15 protein-coding genes are annotated in these 18,989 nt (G+C 43.5%); 8 read left to right on the forward strand and 7 right to left on the reverse strand.

Going from position 1 to position 18,989, the window contains the following annotated elements:
- Positions 1-8 precede the first annotated feature (8 nt).
- The 5 genes from ACTXGL_RS05140 to ACTXGL_RS05160 all read right to left on the reverse strand — a co-directional run bounded on the left by ACTXGL_RS05140 (position 9) and on the right by ACTXGL_RS05160 (position 5,859).
- Positions 9-581: a YsnF/AvaK domain-containing protein gene (locus tag ACTXGL_RS05140; protein ID WP_443525315.1), complete on the reverse strand. Its 573-nt coding sequence runs from the start codon at positions 579-581 to the stop codon at positions 9-11.
- A 205-nt stretch (positions 582-786) separates the two neighbouring features.
- A complete protein-coding gene (locus tag ACTXGL_RS05145) occupies positions 787-1,635 on the reverse strand; it encodes a DUF2382 domain-containing protein (RefSeq protein WP_443525316.1) in 849 nt (282 codons plus the stop codon).
- 398 nt (positions 1,636-2,033) lie between these two features.
- Positions 2,034-3,215, reverse strand: a complete 1,182-nt coding sequence (locus ACTXGL_RS05150) for a thiolase family protein (protein ID WP_443525317.1) — start codon at positions 3,213-3,215, stop codon at positions 2,034-2,036.
- Between the two features lie 130 nt (positions 3,216-3,345).
- Positions 3,346-4,704, reverse strand: a complete 1,359-nt coding sequence (locus ACTXGL_RS05155; RefSeq protein ID WP_443525318.1) for a homoserine dehydrogenase — start codon at positions 4,702-4,704, stop codon at positions 3,346-3,348.
- A gap of 285 nt (positions 4,705-4,989) precedes the next feature.
- A complete protein-coding gene (locus ACTXGL_RS05160; RefSeq protein WP_443525320.1) occupies positions 4,990-5,859 on the reverse strand; it encodes a DsbC family protein in 870 nt (289 codons plus the stop codon).
- A gap of 443 nt (positions 5,860-6,302) precedes the next feature.
- Between ACTXGL_RS05160 and ACTXGL_RS05165 the strand changes: the two genes are divergently transcribed.
- Positions 6,303-7,235 (forward strand): DUF808 domain-containing protein, encoded by a 933-nt coding sequence (locus ACTXGL_RS05165; protein WP_443525321.1) that lies wholly within the window; start codon positions 6,303-6,305, stop codon positions 7,233-7,235.
- A 160-nt stretch (positions 7,236-7,395) separates the two neighbouring features.
- On the opposite strand, the gene ACTXGL_RS05170 is transcribed toward ACTXGL_RS05165, so the two are convergent.
- Positions 7,396-11,556: an Rne/Rng family ribonuclease gene (locus ACTXGL_RS05170; RefSeq protein ID WP_443525322.1), complete on the reverse strand. Its 4,161-nt coding sequence runs from the start codon at positions 11,554-11,556 to the stop codon at positions 7,396-7,398.
- A 592-nt stretch (positions 11,557-12,148) separates the two neighbouring features.
- Here ACTXGL_RS05170 and ACTXGL_RS05175 point away from each other — a divergent pair.
- From ACTXGL_RS05175 to ACTXGL_RS05185, 3 genes are all read left to right on the forward strand, one after another.
- A complete protein-coding gene (locus ACTXGL_RS05175) occupies positions 12,149-12,304 on the forward strand; it encodes a hypothetical protein (protein ID WP_443525323.1) in 156 nt (51 codons plus the stop codon).
- A gap of 430 nt (positions 12,305-12,734) precedes the next feature.
- On the forward strand, positions 12,735-13,745 hold the full coding sequence (locus ACTXGL_RS05180) for an RluA family pseudouridine synthase (RefSeq protein ID WP_443525324.1): 1,011 nt from the start codon (positions 12,735-12,737) through the stop codon (positions 13,743-13,745).
- Between the two features lie 135 nt (positions 13,746-13,880).
- Positions 13,881-14,594: an HAD-IA family hydrolase gene (locus ACTXGL_RS05185; protein WP_443525325.1), complete on the forward strand. Its 714-nt coding sequence runs from the start codon at positions 13,881-13,883 to the stop codon at positions 14,592-14,594.
- An 80-nt stretch (positions 14,595-14,674) separates the two neighbouring features.
- Here the strand turns inward: ACTXGL_RS05185 and yihA are convergent, their stop codons facing one another.
- Positions 14,675-15,430: a ribosome biogenesis GTP-binding protein YihA/YsxC gene (gene yihA / locus ACTXGL_RS05190; RefSeq protein WP_443525327.1), complete on the reverse strand. Its 756-nt coding sequence runs from the start codon at positions 15,428-15,430 to the stop codon at positions 14,675-14,677.
- A gap of 391 nt (positions 15,431-15,821) precedes the next feature.
- On the opposite strand from yihA, the gene ACTXGL_RS05195 reads away from it, so the two are divergent.
- The 4 genes from ACTXGL_RS05195 to ACTXGL_RS05210 all read left to right on the forward strand — a co-directional run bounded on the left by ACTXGL_RS05195 (position 15,822) and on the right by ACTXGL_RS05210 (position 18,986).
- Complete coding sequence (locus ACTXGL_RS05195) at positions 15,822-16,166, forward strand: c-type cytochrome (RefSeq protein ID WP_319051136.1); 345 nt, start codon at positions 15,822-15,824, stop codon at positions 16,164-16,166.
- A 320-nt stretch (positions 16,167-16,486) separates the two neighbouring features.
- Positions 16,487-17,155, forward strand: coding sequence for a c-type cytochrome (locus ACTXGL_RS05200; protein ID WP_443525329.1), 669 nt, complete (start codon positions 16,487-16,489; stop codon positions 17,153-17,155).
- Positions 17,156-17,493: 338 nt separating this feature from the next.
- The gene (locus tag ACTXGL_RS05205) at positions 17,494-18,627 is read left to right on the forward strand and encodes a hypothetical protein (protein WP_443525331.1); all 1,134 of its coding nucleotides are present in this window, start codon (positions 17,494-17,496) and stop codon (positions 18,625-18,627) included.
- Positions 18,615-18,986, forward strand: coding sequence for an RnfH family protein (locus tag ACTXGL_RS05210; RefSeq protein ID WP_443525333.1), 372 nt, complete (start codon positions 18,615-18,617; stop codon positions 18,984-18,986). The genes ACTXGL_RS05205 and ACTXGL_RS05210 overlap by 13 nt, the downstream gene beginning before the upstream one ends.
- Positions 18,987-18,989: the final 3 nt, after the last annotated feature.

An 18,989-nucleotide genomic window follows, 5' to 3' on the forward strand; every position in this document is an offset into this window, starting at 1 on the left:
ACTCTCATTTATTTCAAACGAGTAGAGTCATTATTCTGTGACTCGTGCGCCAAGAATCCCTCTTCAGTGACTTCTAGCTCTTCATGCTTGAGCTCTACTTGAATGCTATCGGTATGTACGTGCGTGCTCTTATTGACATCGATTTCTTGAATAGCATAAGTGTCTTTAGTAACCGTAGCTACTTGACGTGATAAAACAATTTCAATTGGCTCATCACCGATCTCTACTTGTTTACCATTAACAGTCACTACTGCCTTACTATCTAGCGATGGCTCAACATGACGCAATATATCTTTTTCATCATAGTTACCTGAGAGCAAATCTTGACTCTCTGTATCATGGTACTCAGTACGAATAGTAATATATTCTTCTATAAGCTCAATGGGTACGTTGATGGTTTTTGTGCGCGTATGTTTGGTGACAGTCACTTTACCCACATCCAAGCGCTCTTTATTTACAACTGGTCGTTCTTCTAATAGCTCTAGATGCCCAACATTGACCACGTTCGATGTATTATCAGTTGGCAGGTGTTGCTCATTGTCTAAATTGTCTTGGTACAGATCGCTGTTGTTAGTAGACATGATTATTTCCTTATGGTGTGCGAGCAATGAATGATAGATTTTTAAAATTATTTATATTGTATAAGATACTAAATATAGCGCGTGTATCTCAGTATGAATCGTGCAACAGATTATATAAAGAGTGGTAAAGAAACTAACCCACAAAAAAGACCAGAGTATAACTCCGGTCTCTTTATTAAATATAAGCGTGTATTTACTTTACACATTACATACCGCGGGCGCGGCGTACGTCATCTGCAGTAATATCATCACGATTTACTAGATTGCCTTCACGATCAACCACATTACCGTTGTTGTCTACGTCTAACTCTTCACGTTGGATAGTTTCAACAAGAGTCTCTGTATGACGATCTGTTGTTTTACCAACATTTACTTCTTCAGTTACGTAAGTCTCTTTGGCCACACGGGCACGTTCTGCTTCTAGCTCAACTTCTACCGTTTCACTTACATCTGCGTCGCCGATACGACGGTCTGTTGGACGATCGACACTAGTACGTTGGATATCAGCATGCTCTTCTTCTAGCTCTACTTCAACATTACGCTCTTCAGTGACGACGTGTTTGCCTACTTTTACTAGACCAGCTACGATGCGGTCTTTATTTACTGTTAGACGCTCTTCTAAAAGCTCTAATGTATTTGGTGCATCATAAGAATGATCTGCGATATCTACACGCTCTTCAGCTGGTAGGGTATCAGCAGTAAAAGTTTGACGATCTTTTTCGTACTGCTCTTTGTAGCTGTACTGATAGTCATGGTCATAAGCTTCCATCGCCTCTACTTGTGATTTAGTCAAGCTATCAAAAAATACATCGTCACCTACAATACGTGCTAAACCTGCTGGTACTAGTACTTCTTTTGAGCTAAACCAGCCACCTGCATCAACGATCAAATAGCGAATGCGGCCAGTGGTGTCTTCTACTAAGGCACCTTCAATTTTACCAATCTTTTCTTCATTCACACCGTAGGCGGTTTTTTCTGTTGGATCATAATAGTCATCACCGATTAGGTCGCGGTGAGTGGCTTGGATATCTTTTAAACGGATTAGCTGGCTCATTATTGTCTTCCTTTTATATGAGTTTATAGTTTTAAAATTAATAGTTATTTTTAAGTTTTAACGCAATATCATTTGTATTACAAAGTTAGGATTAAACTATGGGATTAGCTCTCTCATCAACTTGTAGCTATCCTAACACCATGATTTTGGATGAGATATATGAGCAAGGTAGCAAAGTGTGCACTTGCCGTAATTGCGTGTAATAGGGTGTAAAGTCTACAACATAGATGACGTGGAAAAAGAACATGTCTTTACAGAAGCAGACGATAGGTAAAGTTGAGCAGAGGATAAACAAAAAACCGCAGCGCCATTTGCGCTACGGTTTTAGAAAAATAGTAAATTATAAAAATTAAAGGGCAATTCGTGCCTAGAATCATTGTCTACAAGACAATTAGCAGTTAAGGCAACTCAATCGCAACGGCTACAGCTTCGCCGCCACCGATACATAGGGTTGCAACCCCTTTTTTGCCACCGGTACGCTTAAGAGAGTTGATAAGGGTAACGAGAATACGCGCACCTGAACAGCCTACTGGATGACCAAGGGCACAAGCACCGCCTTCAACGTTTACTTTGGCATGGTCGATTTTTAGCTCGTCCATAGCAGCCATAGTGACCATAGCAAAAGCTTCGTTGATTTCCCATAGGTCGACTTCATCCACTGACCAGCCAGCACCTGCGAGTACTTTTTCAACTGCGCCAATCGGTGCAATCGTAAATTCGCTTGGATGACGTGAGTTTGATGCAGTTGCAATGATACGAGCCTGATAATCAAGACCTTCCGCTTTCGCTTGTGATTCTTTCATGACGACAACAGCAGCAGCACCATCTGAGATTGAGCTGGCATTTGCCGCTGTAACCGTACCGTCTTTAGCAAATGCTGGACGTAGGGTAGGGATGCGATCAGCATTTGCTAGGGCTGGTTGTTCATCAGTATCGACTGTCTGTTCGCCTTTACGAGTTTTGAACGTTATAGGCTCGATCTCATCTTTGAAATGATCGTCTTTGATCGCTGTTAGAGCACGGTTAAGTGATTCAATAGCAAACTCATCCATTTGCTCACGCGTATAGCCTTTTTCGTCTGCCATTTCTTGAGCAAACATACCCATTAGCTTACCCGTTTCAGCATCTTCTAGACCGTCTAAGAACATATGGTCTTTTACTTCTTTGTGACCCATACGGTAGCCACCGCGCGACCCTGGCATCAGGTAAGGGGCATTGGTCATTGATTCCATACCACCAGCCACAGCAACATCGAAGCTGCCAGCTTTGATACCGTCGTGCGCTTGCATGACTGCTTTTAGACCTGAACCACATAGCTTGTTGATGGTCACAGCACCAGTCGAATCAGGTAGACCTGCTTTACGCATTGCTTGACGAGCAGGGCCTTGACCCAAACCTGCAGTCAAAATACAACCCATTATCACTTCATCGACGTTATCAGCACTAACGCCTGAGCGTGTGAGAGCGGCTTTAATGGCAGCAGCGCCTAAATCGGTAGCGCTGACGTCTTTTAATACGCCTTGGAATCCACCCATTGGAGTACGTGCACCGTTTAAAATTACAATTGAATCATTTGACATCGTTATTATTCCTTATTACGTGTTTTGTTTAAAAATTTTGCTGAATGGATCAGACATTGATCAGCTAGCTGCACTTGTATGACTACAAATATTTTTATTACTAAAAGGACCGATTCATTCAGTATTTTGTTTACGCTAGCTCATCTAAGCGAATGCGTACTACTTTATCAGTAATGGTATCGAGTTTTTCAATTTTTTCGATAGCTAGGTTCATCCGGCTCTCAACGACAGGCAAGGTCAATATAATCACAGGCACTTGACCGACTTTGTGAGCAGGCTTTTGCAAAATAGCATCGATATTGATACCAGCATCACTTAGGATGCGAGTGATGTCTGCTAAGACGCCAGGGCTATCGTAAGCATGTACGCGTAAGTAATAACCAGTAATCATCTGCTCAGCGCGTAATATTGGCGTGTCCGATAACTGTTCAGGGATGAATGCCAAATGCGGCACATGATGTCCGTGATTATTTTGATCGCTGCTGCTTTGATCGTCATTATCTTTGCTGCCAAGTACACGGACTAAATCCATGACATCTGCCATCACGGCAGAAGCAGTAGCGCCTGCACCTGCACCATCACCGCAATAGAGTGTTTGTCCAAGTGGATGTGAGTTGACCAACACGGCGTTTTTGACGCCATTGACATTGGCAAGTAACGCATCCTGCGGAATAAGCGTTGGATGTACACGCAGCTCAACACCAGCATCGTCGTCGTTACCTTGACCATCACGCCGCACTGCAAATCCTAAGTGCTTAATACGATAGCCCAACTCCTCGGCATAGTTGACGTCTTGTAGAGTAATACCAGTGATGCCTTCACAGTAAACCTTGTCAAATTGCAATGGGATACCAAACGCAATAGAGGCGAGCAAGGCCAGTTTGTGCGCGGCATCAATACCTTCAACATCAAAAGTCGGATCTGCTTCTGCATAACCAAGTTCTTGTGCTTCGCTCAATACATCAGCAAATGGACGACCCTTGTCGCGCATTTCGGTCATGATAAAGTTGCCAGTACCGTTGATAATACCTGCAAGCCAATCGATTTTATTGGCAGCGAGAGCTTCACGCATCACTTTGATGATTGGGATACCGCCTGCCACTGCTGCTTCATAGGCAACGTGGACATTGTTTTCTTCAGCAAAAGAAAAGATCTCATTGCCATGCTCAGCCAATAAGGCTTTGTTTGCGGTCACTACATGCTTGCCATTTTTGATAGCCTGCATGATGACGTCTTTTGCTAGGGTAGTGCCGCCAATCACTTCAATAACGATATCGACATTGTCGCTTGCCGCAATTGCCATCAAGTCACTGTTTTGCGTGATGTTTGTATCGATATCATCACGCTGACGACGCGTACCTACTTCGGTAATAATAATGTCGCGTCCACTACGGCGTTTTAGCTCATCTAAATTGTCATTGATTAGGTTGATCACGCCTGTTCCGACGGTTCCTAGACCAAGTATCGCTAGTTTGATGGAATTGCTCACAGTATCCTCAAGAGGTTGAATATAATGAAGTAAAACGCTGTGACAGTGCCAAATGAGCCTGCGGTACTAAACCGACAGTCTGTGCGCATTTTCTATGGCAGCCTCGCATACATACTTCATCATAGTTGAATAAAAAATGCTCAGATAAAAGGGTATTGCTGATGTTGCATCGTGCTTTATCGTATCATACCGACAAGCAGTTGTGACGTCTACACAATGTCGCCAAGGTCATATCGTCTACTGTTGATAAAACGATAATAGCAGTGAATTTTGCCAAAAAAATCATCAGTTAGCACCGACGGCTTGCGCCAATTGTGCCGCAGGTAGGTAGCCGCCCACTTGTTGTCCTGTCTCAGTAAAAATAGCTGGGGTGCCACGTACGCCAAGTCTTGACCCTAATGCCATATGTTCTTGTACTGGGTTTGCGCAGTTGGGGGCTTGCACATTGGCACCCATTTTTGCCTGATTCATAGCGGCGTTGCGGTCTTGACTACACCAAACTGCTTCCATTTTTGGTACCGACTCTTGGCTACGTGGCCATGCCAAGTAACGTACTTCAATACCGCGGGCATTGATATCATCCATCTCTTCGTGCAATTTACGACAATAACCACAGTCTGCATCAGTAAAGGCATAGACAACAGCGGTGGTCGCCCCTTTTGCTGGATAAATAATCATCTCTTTTTTGTCCACTGCCTTTAGCGCTTCTTGTGCAGTATTGGCGACCAAAGCGGCACTAATATCAACGGGTGCAGCATCACCAACGGCTACGATTTGTCCTTGGATAATATGCTTGCCGGATTTATCTGTAAAGAAAGACGGTAGTCCTTCAGCCGTCACCCAATAGATACCATCCATATCTGTCGGTACTGCTGAAACGATATTTTCTTCGATACCAGATGCTTTTAAATTTGCTTGTAATGCTTTGACAACGGTAGGGTCATTGTCAGCTGATGTTGCACCAGTTGATACTTTCCCAGAAGCAGCTTGAGCTTGTGTAGCACCGACCACGCTAGTATTGCTGGTTGCGTCCGCTGAATTATTGGAGCAGCCAGCAGCAACACCTACCAGTAAGGCACCCATCACAACACGAGAGAGGATAGTACGAGAAAAACGATTATATGTAGTGGTCTTTTTGCTAATAGGTGATGGCATACGGGTTTCCTATAGGCATCGCGCCTAATGATGAGTTCGTTATATAACAACACTATATATAAAAATACTATGAACGTTTATCTATAGTGGTGTGTCTTAGTAGTATTTTAAAGGTCTAACTTTAAAGGTCTAACTTTAAAGGGCTAACTTTAAAGGTCTAATTTTATAGACATTTTTATGACTTGTTGATGGTAAAGGGTAGGTGGTGAGTTTCTCTATATTACCATAATTGTAGATAATGACAGCGGCAGTACATCAGCCAATTAGTGCAAACAATACTAACTTTAAAGAATGGTTGCTAACGTGAGCTAAAAAAATAAGATACATTTGTACTATTTAATATATATGCCTGCCCTTGTAATCTACAGCTAATAGCATCGTTTTTATAATAATTTATATCATTTAACGATTTATCTTTAACAAATTTGCTTTAAGGAGCACGCATGGCAGGTGCCAGTTTATTAACCTTACTCGATGACATCAGCATCTTAATGGATGATGTAGGCGTCATGACCAAAATTGCTGCCAAAAAAACCGCAGGCTTAGTTGGCGATGATTTGGCACTTAACGCCGAGCAGGTCACAGGAGTTAAGCCAAGTCGCGAGCTTCCTGTTATTTGGGCAGTTGCCAAGGGCTCGGCTGTGAATAAGGTGATTTTAGTACCAGCGGCGCTCTTGATCAGCTATTTTATACCGTGGTTGATTACCCCACTATTGATGATCGGCGGGTTGTATCTGAGTTATGAAGGGGCTGAAAAGGTCATACACAAATTTTGGCCAAAGTTATTGCCTCATGATGAGGAGCAAAATGCCCGCTTAAAAGCCAATGCAGATGACAATATAGACTTGGTTGCGTTTGAAAAAGACAAAATTAAAGGCGCGATACGCACCGATTTTATTTTATCGGCTGAGATTATTGTTATCTCTTTAGGCGCGGTCACAGCTGCTGGTGGCGATATCGTTCAAAAAGGTATCGTGCTCTCGATAGTAGCTGCTGTGGTGACCGTCGGTATTTATGGCTTGGTTGCAGGTATCGTCAAGATTGATGATGCAGGTTTACATCTTATTGAGAACTCACAAGCAGGTGACAGCAAACGCAAGTTTGGTGAGTTTATGCTTGCAGCAGCACCGAAGCTAATGAAGTTTTTATCAATAGCGGGCACAATTGCGATGTTCTTAGTGGGTGGCGGTATTATTGTTCACGGTATCGGCTTTTTGCATCATAGTGTAGAAGATATTGCTCATCTTACTGGGGTGTTCGAAGGATTGACCGCGTCATTATTGAATGGACTGGTCGGACTAATCGTTGGTGTTATCGTGGTAGCCATTGTGACGACTATTAGCAAAATGCGTGGCGGCGATGCTACTGCGCACTAACTCAGTCATTGCGCCGTTAGCTATGTATTAGGTTAAAGAAGTTAAGTTGAAAGCAAGCTAAGATTATTAAACTAAGATCATCACGCCAAAAAGATAGAAAGCCCCGATACTTATAAGTATCGGGGCTTTTACATTTAAATGACTTTTATATTACCGTGCTTTAGCTATCATCGCCGGTGTCATCAGCTTCTGCTTTTTCTACTTGTGTCGGTTTTTTATGCTCAGACTTAGGCTTACGACTGCGTGCCTTTGGTACTTTTGGCGTAGTCAGATTAAACATGCCTGTCTGCGGCAGTAATTGCTCAGCCACATTCTCGATCATATTTTTATAGCTGGCAATAGTCGTCTTAGATTTGGCTGCCTGACTATCTTCTTTACTTGCTTCTTTAGTAGACTCTTCTGCTTGAGCGTCGGTAACTTGCTCAGCTTCAGCTTCTACATTTTCAGTCGCTGATTGAGCATTCTCAAGCTCTAGTAACTGTTCGCTATCAGTGCTGACATCATCTGTCTGCTCTTGATTCGCTAATGCAGTTGCCTCAACGTTATGCGCGTCCACTTCAGCAGTATCTTGCTTGGTCTCTACCGACGGTTCTTCATTTTCTGAAGTTTGCTCGGTAGGGACATTTAAGACTGCGGACTCTTGAGTGGATTCTTGATAGTCAGGATGTTGACCACGTGGATCATTACTAGCACGCTTATTGATAGTACGTGGCTCTACGTCCGTCTTGCCTTGAGCTGCTGCAAATTGACTAACGGCTTGCGTCATCGCTTCAAAGCGCATCAAATACTCAGCTGCTAGTGGCTGATAACCGTAGTTACTAAAGTCAAAGCTCTGACTGGCCACTTCACTGTTGCTAATACTGTTTTTATCTTCAGCAGCATTGCCAGTAGCTTTTGCTTGCTCAGCATGCAAGGCAACCGTTGCGATAAAGCAGTTGATAACGCCATCTTCTGCCAAGCGAGCTGGCGCGTCTGGCAGCGTTGTACGTATAAACTCACCAACTGTACCGCGTATTGCAGGAGCACTTACCACAGCAGAATTTGCTACTTGAGGTGTTTGCACTGCTTGGGCTTGCTTGCTCTTTACGACTCGTGGATCGTTACTGGCTTGACCAAACTTCTCAGCAGTCACGTAACGTGCACCAAACAATGCCTCATGTGTCAGCTCAAGTGCTGAGTTACTCATGGCATTCTCGTTCGAGCGCCTCTCCTGGGCTGGAGCTTGCTTAGATGCTTCTGTCTTACTGTCACTATCGGTCGTATCAGCTGTCTGCTGCTGTTTTGAAGTCTCTTCCGTTTCTTTTGCATCAGCAGTTACCGGTGTTGGCGCTTCCGATTTGCTTTCGGTGTTACTTGTAGAACTCGATGATGCTTCTACAGGTGCTTTTCTTTCTTTAGCAACTGGCTCATGTACAGGTGTCTCGTTCTGTACCTCAGCTTTGGTAGCATCATCCTTATCATTATTAACTTTACGCTCTGGCATTTCTACCGTGCTTTGCTTATCGTCACTTCGCTTATCCGCCTTTTGAGCCGTGGTATTTTGCTTTTCAGCGTTTTGCTCACTGCCACTAGGTTGTTGGCTAGCAGAAGGCTGTTGAACAGCGCTTTCTTCAGTACGCTCGTTTTTCACCGTACTGTTTTTTTGGCTATGCCTATCGTTAGGTTGAGGTTTTACCTGTGCAGACTTGCTGTCATCTAAAGACAAGTGCACGACTTCTGACGCTTTTAACGCAGTGGGTGCTTCGTTGACCTGTAGCACGACTTCGTTAGGATCTTGACTACGGCGCGTACCAGAGTGGTTTTTGCTATTGGCGGCATCGCTGTTCTTAGAGTTTTGCTGCTTGCTTTGCTCAATATTGTCAGCCGTTAGCGTCTCACCGCGCTCCAGCTTGCCACGTGAGCCACGTTGGCTATGCGATTTACGCTTAGCACGAGTCTGCTCATCAGGCTTTTGGCTGGTTTCGTTCTCAGTCTTGTCAGCTTTGTTCTGCTCATTCGCGCTGCGATTGCTGTCTTGACGATTGTTGCGATTGCGATTGTTATTACGTCTGTTGTCTGGCTGACGCTTTTCTGGCTGATTTTGGTCCTGACTGTCATAGGATTTACTATCAGCGCTATTGTCCGTATTACTGACGTTGTTAGTATTCTCGTCAGTTGTCTCTTTTCTTTGACGCGGTTTAGAAGATCTAGACTTACGGGTCTTACGTCTTCTTCTGTCCTCGTTATTGTTTTCATCAGTATCACTGTCGTTGTTGCGACGAGCTTGCTGACGGTTGCTATTACTATCTGACGATTGACTGTCATCATTTTGACTATTGCTTCGTTGAGCTGGTTGCGCACTATTTGTGCCAGCACTATTCAACGCATTACTATCAACTTGACCGAATGAGCCTAGGCTTTGGGCCCCAGTGTTTACTAGTGCTTCGATAGCTTCAGCGGCATCACGACTGCTGACACTAGGTGTTGTGGACGCTTGCGGCGCCTGAGCAAATAGGTTGGATAACCAAGCAACGGCTTGTGGTTGAGCAGCCGTTTCGATATTTTGAGTCTGCGGCGCGACTGGTACGGAGTTGCTCTGGGTTTTGCTATCTTGCGGTGCAGACACAGTATCATTGGTATTTTTATGATTACGGCGATCATTGCTATGATTTACCGTCTCATTTTGCGTTTGTGACGCTTTGCTCTGCTGCGTGTTTGGTCGGTTTGGTTTGTTGCTGTCATTTGGCGTTTTGCGTGGCTGGCGAGTAGGCTGCTGCTCAGGACGTTCTTTTTCTGCAGTTTGCCAGTCGACATTGTAGCCAAGATCGCTGTGCTCTTGTTCTTGAGCGTCAGTGATACGCTCATAGCTCGATGGTGCAAAACCATCACGGTTAAAGTGTAGCTTGAAGTTTGGTGATTCTAGATGAGCATGTGGCAAAATCGTGATACGCGTCCCACTGTCTTGCTCAAGATACACCAAGCTGTCGCGTTTTTCATTCAGTAAGAATGCTGCGATGTCTGTAGGCACTTCTGCTTGTACTTCACCTTGACGCTCTTTGAGCGCAATTTGCTCGATTTGGCGCATAATAGAGAGCGACAACGAACGTAGGTCACGAATCATACCATTGCCATGGCAACGCGGACAGATATAGCCAGTCGACTCTTCTAGTGAAGGACGTAGACGCTGACGGCTCATTTCCATCAGACCAAACTTAGAGATATCACCGAATTGTACGCGCGCCCGATCATATTTGGTGGCGTCAATCAGACGTTTTTCCACTTCTTTTTGATGTTTGTTGTCATTCATGTCAATGAAGTCAATGACAATCAAACCACCCATATCACGCAAGCGAAGCTGACGGGCAATTTCATCAGCCGCTTCTAGGTTGGTATGATAGGCAGTCTCAGCGACGTCTGAGCCTTTGGTTGATTTGGCTGAGTTGATATCGATAGAGACCAGTGCTTCTGTTTGATCAATAACAATTGAGCCACCTGAAGGCAGACGCACTTCACGCTGATAGGCGGTTTCGATTTGTTTTTCGATATTAAAGCGCGAAAACATCGGCTCATAATCAGTATACTTGCGTAGCTTCTCGGCTTGCTTTGGCATCACCGCATCGATAAAGCCCGCCGCTTCAATGTAAGCGTTTTCGTTATCGATCCAAATCTCAGCGATATCATCACGTAGATAGTCACGCACAGCACGAGTGACCACCCCCGCTTCTTGGTGAACCAAGCGCGGTGATGGGTATTTTTGGTTTTGTTCTTGGATAGCTTGCCAAATATTGAGCAAGTGATTTAAATCATGCTGTAAATCTTCTTGAGTTTTACCAATACCTGCCGTACGAATGATGACGCTCATGCCTTTTGGTAAATCAAGATTGCTTAACATGCGCTTCATGTCTTCACGCAGTTTGCCTGAGATCTGACGTGAGATACCGCCGCCACGTGGGTTATTTGGCATCAAGACTAGGTAGCGACCAGCTAATGAGACATACGTCGATAGGGCAGCGCCTTTATTGCCGCGCTCTTCTTTTTCGACTTGAACAATAAGCTCGTCGCCTTCTTTGATCAGCTTTTTGATGTTTTCGTCACGTGGGTTGCCGCTTAGGTATTCGGCAGAGATTTCACGAATTGGCAAAAACCCTTGACGCTGTGAGCCATATTCAACAAATACGGCTTCGAGTGACGGCTCTACACGGGTCACGTGACCTTTATAGATATTAGATTTTTTTTGCTCGCGGGTACGGTTTTCTAAGTCAAAATCGTACAAGTGGTTGCCTTTACATAAGGCGACACGAATCTCTTCGTTTTGGGTGGCGTTGATCAAAATGCGTTTCATATTTATATCCTATATGAGTACGCATAACAACGATAAGACAGTCTTTAGAACATAGTGGCAAGTGTGACTAATATTATATTAGCGTTTACAGATATTAATTAACGGTAAAACGTAAATCGTGGGTCTAATAAAGCACAATGGCTTATTCAATGGCTTTTTTTACCTGAAGTGGTTAGCGATACTCATGTCAATGTAAATAATATAGGGTGTAAGGCTATGGTATTTGTATGTTGTCATCAGTAAATTTAGTACATATAGCGAATTCACCAAGCCTAGTTAAAGTCAGTACATTTTGTTGGTCGTGATTTTGGCGCACGTTGTAAGCGTGGGCGATGGTCAGTTGCAGTGTTCAAAAGTACTCATACTAAAAAGGCGTGATGATGTTGCCATTTATCCATCAAAGTCTAACAATAATATCGCGATCGTGGTGGCTATTATATATAGTTCGTCAGTCAGCGATTATCTATTCAGGTAAAGCGATTGGTTACTCTTTGTTTATCGTTCTTTGTGTGTCGTTAATCATATCTTGGGTGTCTCAAGGTTAGGGGTTGCGGCTGTGGTTATCAGCGGGGCGTACTTGGCAAACAGAGTAATGAGCCAGCTCATCAGCATGGTATTGTATTTACATTTTGTCGTCATCTGTTTGACCACCAATACTTCGGCAGCTATCGAGTTACTTTTCGATCCTAACGCTATGCTACCCATACTTGCTCAACTACGCTGGCATAAAGAACCATCAGATAAGTAATCATTAAATAATAAATAGTTATCAAGTAAAGTCGTTGTCATGCAGTTAGTGAGTCAATGTGGTGTTGTCATCCGTTGATAAATAGATTTGTTGTCATATTTACGAACGCGATGGTGTTTAGTGTCACTATTTATTTTATGGTATCGAATAACATTCAATACAGTGTTTTTAATTTATGGAGCGATATCTGGTAAGTAATACCTTTAAGTAAATAATGCGCCCTAAATCAGATCAAACGTCTAATATCAGCAAGGTAAATAGCATGGACCTCTTTAATAGCAATCAGTAAATACTGAAAAGCAATAAAACGGTGACCAGCTATCTGAAACAACAATGATTATTGTCGTAGTCTCTGCTTAATTGTCGCTCAACATGCTAAACTATAACAAATCTTTGTGTAAACACCTAACTAAAAATGACAAACTCAAAAATGACTGACGACGCTCCTACCCACGAAGCCCCTGCTATTTTCAATAGCAAAACACGCCCGCAAAGCGCTGACGATGAGATTAGTAACTTTGGCAAGGTAAACTACCTTGAAGTGACACGCCATCAACACGATCAGCGTTTGGATAACTTTTTGTTGAATCGCTTAAAGGGTTTGCCAAAACCGCATATCTATAAAATGATTCGTTCAGATGAAGTGCGCGTCAATAATAAGCGCTGCAAGGCCCACGACAGAGTACAACGTGAAGACGTCGTGCGTATCGCTCCTGTGGAGCTGGCGACACGCGAAAAACCAATCATCAGCACTGAGTTTGCTAAGAGCTTGCTGGCACGTGTGGTCTATGAAGATGAAGGCCTGATTGTGCTAAACAAACCTTCTGGTATTGCTGTGCATGGCGGTAGTGGTTTGGACTTTGGGGTGATCGAAGCCATGCGTGAAGTGACGGGTAAAAAATACCTAGAGCTGATACATCGTATCGACAAAGATACCTCAGGGCTATTGATGATCTCTAAAAAACGCTCAACGCTAAAAGTGTTGCAGCAGCATTTGGTCGATAAGACCATTCAGAAGCATTATTTATGCCTAGCGAAAGGGCAACCTGCACTTAATGAGCAGCGTATTGATGCGCCATTGCTACGTTATACACTAGCCAGTGGTGAGCGCCGAGTCAAAGTAGACAGCCAAGATACGCAGGCAAAAGAAAGCCAGACTGATATTATTGTACACGATCGTTTTGTGATGGTAGGTCAGCCAGTAAGTGTGATCGAAGCCAAGCCAATGACAGGACGTACACATCAGATTCGTGTGCATTTGGCACATATTGGTCATGCTATCTTGGGTGATGACAAATACAATGTCCATGATAAATCGGGCGTGCATCGCCTATGTCTACACGCATGGCGCCTAGATATCCCAGGCTACAAGACTATTACTGCGCCATTGCCAGACGATATGGCAGATTGGTTACCAGAGACAACGCAGTTGCCTGAGTAAGTTTAAGGCAAGCACTGCGGCTTGACCTATTAGGTCATTGCTAGACCACCAAAACGTCACGAACTCTTATTTTTATGAATAAGCCGCCGTGACGTTTTCGTATCTCCTATTACTGTTATTCGTTAAGGTAAATTCATGACTGTACCAATGACAACCAAAATTACAGATCTTGCCAAAAATGCTCAATCTGTAAACGAGCATCATCTCTCTGATAAGACACTGATTATTTTTGATTGGGATGGTACGTTGATGGATTCAATCGGTTTGATCGTTGAGTCTATGCATGTAGCGGGAGAGGCGCACGGGTTTGAAACCACTGATAAAGCGGTTAAAGACATCATTGGCTTGAGTTTGATAAATGGTATAGAGATTTTATATCCTCATGCCAACGAGTCGCAAATGCTCGCCATTCAACAGAGCTACGCAGAGTATTATATTGCCAACAGTCATGCGACGCCGCTATTTGAGCCGATAGAAAATATGTTGCAGACTTTGCAGCAGAAGGATAAAAAACTTGCAGTCGCCACTGGTAAAAAAAGAAAAGGGCTAGATCGTGTGTTAGATGCCTCAAAGAGTCACCATTATTTTGTGATGACGCGCTGTGCTGATGAGTCAGGCTCAAAACCTGATCCGCAGATGTTGACCGATATCTTGGAATATACGCAGCAGCAGATTTCTGACGCTGTGTTTATCGGTGACAGTATCTACGATATTCAGATGGCAACGGCATTGGGTATGACCAGTATAGCGGTCAACTATGGCACGGCAACGAGTGCAGAACTTGCCGCACAAAACCCTACTTATCAGGTTGATACCCCGCAGGCATTGGTCGAGCTATTGTGTGCTTAAATAACAGTATCATTATATTATATAAAAAAAGGGTTTATCGTTATTATCGATAAGCCCTTTTTAACTCAAAACTATCGTATTTATTTATCTTCTTCTTGAGTACCTTCTTTTTCAATGGCTTCTTCTAGTTCAGCACCTTCTAATAACGCAAAAGAGGACTCAATGATTTTATCGGCATCGAGCTGATACTCGTACCAGTTGCCCATGATACCCGCCAGCTCATCAAGACCTTCTTTTCTGAGCGCCGAGAATAACTGAATAGTACAGTTCAAGCCTAGTTTTTTGAGTCTTTTGCGCGTATTGAGTAGGGCGTTTTTGGAAGCGCCGTATTTCAGCTTATCTGCTTTCGTCAATAGAATATGTACCGGCAGCTCGCCATCTTTTGCCCAATGCAGCATCTGCTCATCAAAAAACTTAAGGGGGTGACGAATATCTGTCATCAGCACCAATCCTGCCAGGCTTGATCGTGATACCAAATACTCTTCTAGCTCAACCTGCCATTCTTTTTTCATCTCAAGTGGTACAGCGGCATAGCCATAACCTGGCAAATCGACCAATCGTCTGTCAGTGTCGCCGATACTAAAAAAGTTAATCATTTGCGTACGTCCAGGTGTTTTAGACGAACGAGCCAGTTGACGCTGATTGGTCAAAGCGTTGATGGCCGAGGATTTACCAGCGTTCGAGCGACCTGCAAAGGCGACCTCTAAGCCCATATCAGGCGGACAAAGCTTAAAAGTAGGCGCTGATGTCATAAATTCAGTTTGTTGAATTTTTTGACGAGACTTGGTGTTGAACAGCGCATGTTCGGCTGCAACATCTGTAAACGGGGTATTCATAAATGGCTCATTAATCTTAAAAATTGGATACGGTGATAAAACGTTAGTTTTTGGATATTAAATTGGTACTGAAATGCAGGTAATGTATGAAAGCTATTTGCTCTCAATAAATTCAATCTAAATCACTAGTTATACACTATAAAAGTTACGACTTTACATTGGTAGCTATTCTATACCATTACCTGTCTTACTTATTGAAATAACTGCGATTAGCATCATATAAATAGTAGAATAACATTAAAGTTAATGGTTCATAAGACAAGTTGATGGCGTTAACAAAGCCACATCCAATTTGCCTATGTTTACATGACATATATTGTTACAATGTTTAGTGAAAGACGTTTAATAGAACGATTGATGAGACACGTGAAATATCACGAGGAGGTGCTCCATGTTTTCAATCAATAAACTTCTTAGTAAAGGTCATGCGGCTATGACCGCTAGTGGTGCTGCATTCTTTTTGAGCATTGCCATAATTAGCAGTGCAAGTGCGGCTGACGTTACTAACATAGCCACCACCTATGATAACTCATGTGCAGCCTGCCATGATAGTGGCGCATTAAATGCTATTAAAAAAGGCGATAGTACCAAGTGGCAGCAGCTCATCGAACAAAAAAGCATGCCGACGCTTATTCAGTCTGTTAAAGGTGGTATGACGCAGATGCCAGCAGGTGGTCTCTGTGACACCTGTAGTGATGATGACTATCGAAAACTCATCGAGTATATGAGTCAGTAGTCAGCTTATAAATTAAGCCCAAGTATATGAAACAAAGCGCTGGTCTTGTGGCCTTGATGCGCTTTTTGTTTTTGTGTGGTGCTTTAGGCTGTATCAGTTAGAAAACTGATGAATACTATGATTAAGTAGGCAAATGATACAAAGTCTTGCTATAATAATCGAAAATAAACCCTGATATTAGTAAGTACTTTTCAGACTGCTTGTGTCCGATACCTCAAAATATGCGCCATGCTCATTGTTAAAGAGACGGCTATATCGGGTATCCTATCCATGCAATCATTCTAGATAATGCTTACGCCGAGCTAGTAGGATTTGTATCAATGAAAAAGTTAATCGCTGCTGCCAGCTTATGCGTTGCAAGTTTCAGCGTACAAGCTGCTATTGTTGTTCCTGAGCATGATATCGAAGCAGGTCAGAAAATTGCAGAAACCGTTTGTGCTGCGTGTCATGGTCTTAATGGTGTCAGTGTTGTTCCTGCACAGCCAAACCTTGGTGGCCAAAACGTAAAGTATCTATACAAACAGTTGGTCAACTTTAAAGCAGGCTATCGCAAAAACGGTATCATGCAATCACAGGTTGCAAACTTGTCTCAGCAAGATCTGGCTGACGTGGCAGGTTATTATGCTACTCAAGCGCCTTGGGGTGTTGGTTACGGCAACCCTGCAACCAACCAAGAAGCAACCAAGTTGTTTTTGGGCGGTGATAAGTCACGCGGTGTCATTGGCTGTGCCGGTTGTCATGGACCAGATGCGGCAGGTAATACTTGGGCTGCGTTTCCAAAGCTAGGCGGACAGCACGCTGAGTATATTTCTACCCAGCTAAAACTATTCCGTGCTGCGGGACGTGTTGATGATATCGATAGCGATGACCAAAAACGAGTCAATGATGCTGCTAAAGAAGGCGAGATGGGTATGATGCAAACGGTTGCATCGAAGCTATCAGATCGTGACATTCGTATTTTGTCAGACTACGTGAGTGCTATTCATTAATTGAGTCGCATTGATGCATACTAGTAACAGCCACTTGTAGATAAAATGGCTAAGTACTTCATTTTGTATCTACTATGCCTGAACTATTAAACCCCGTTTTCGGGGTTTTTTTATAACTGTTTGTCTCTTATATCAGACAAGCAATAAAAGCTTAACTCCTTTACAGATGCCTATCATTGGTCTGTATAATTACAAATTATCATTATTCACTTTATATCAAATTTAAAAACATGATTAGCCTTATCAAATTCGCTTAGTCTACAGTGCGTAGTACTTGTAGCGACTTCTTCTGCTACTCAAGTTTTTGTCGATGATATCAGATCGTTTGGATTGAGATTATGATGACCCGTTCTGCCTCTTATTTTATCGCGGCGCTGTTACCGTTACTCCTGTTTCGTTGGTTTGCACCGACGTCAATTGGTGAGATTGATTTTTGGTTACTATGGCTGCTAGCAATGGTAGTCGTTGCATTGCCAGTGGTTTATGCTGAGATTGCATTGGCCTACCGCAGTGTAGAGGGGCCGCTAGCTGGTATGCAAAAGCTGACTCGTGAAGCTGATGCGAGCCCAATATGGCGAAGCTTTGGTTGGCTTGCGGCATTGGTTTCTATTGTGATCGCAGCATTGATTATATCAGGTGCCAGCACTGGTATATTAGGCGCGCTTACTGAGCTAAATAGTGTACCCAATATACCAAGCTTTGCTGTTGCTGCTGGGTTGATGGTTATTGCTGTCTTACTAAGTTTATTAGGCGTGGCACCATTACCCATTGGATTAGGACTGATGGTAATCGGGCTGGTACTGGGTGTCGCAAATGGTGTGCCAAATGCTGGTTTTGCCATGACGGATATCAGCTTGGTGGAATGGGCACGCGCAGTGGCACTTGCATTGGTCAGTGTCGGTGCAGGTACAGGGCTGTACTGGTTCGCTCAGAACTTGGTTAGCAAACAAACAGTCACAGCAGTAGAAACCAGCGATCAGCAAGCACAAAGTAGAGCTGCCGCTCGTCACTACCGTGCAACGAAATTGGTATTACCGATTTGGATATTACAGCTAATGGTGGGTGTTGTAGCCTTGTTTATCAGTGGTATGTCATTACCTCCGATTGGCCAGCTATCATATTGGATCGGGGTGCTGTTCGTGGCAAGCTACCTATTACATTACAGCACACAGCAGTTAACGCATAAATTTGGACTGTTAGTCAGTTTAATAATGACTTTTGCTTTAGCGTTGCTACTGGTAGTTGCCATTCCAACCCAATGGCTGGTAGGTATCTTAGTGATAGTTAGTAGTATCGCTGTATTGTTATTATCGATATTTGCAGGTTGGCAGATGAAAATCAGTCATCTACGCAAGTCATTGAATTTTAGCAATGAAGCGTTCTATAACTTGTGGCGCATAGCAATACGTTTGGTGGTGCCATTAGCATTACTGCTAGCACTGATAGGTTGGGTGATGCAGTGGCTGAGCTAACGGGGAATACCAATAGTAATAGTACGCCGCAATCTGTTGAGTCCAAGCTAATGACGGTATATCTGGCGTATGCTGAAGATGAGCGGTGTCAACATTACTTGGCGTTAAAAGTCATATCTGGAACCAGTCTATACGACGCACTGAATCAAGCAGGATGGTTAGAGAAGTTTGCAGAATTAGCAGAGTGGTGTGAGCAAGTCAAAGATGTGGCTACGCCAACGGCTAAACGTTGGCATGTAGGTATCTATGCACAAAAACAGCCGCTCAGTTACGTATTACAGCCTTTTGACCGTATTGAGGTGTATCGCAGTTTGAGCGCTGATCCAATGTCTCAGCGCAAAAACAAATCTCGCGGATAGATG

It is taken from the genome of Psychrobacter sp. T6-6, assembly GCF_052258185.1.
In the GTDB taxonomy this organism is placed as follows: domain Bacteria; phylum Pseudomonadota; class Gammaproteobacteria; order Pseudomonadales; family Moraxellaceae; genus Psychrobacter.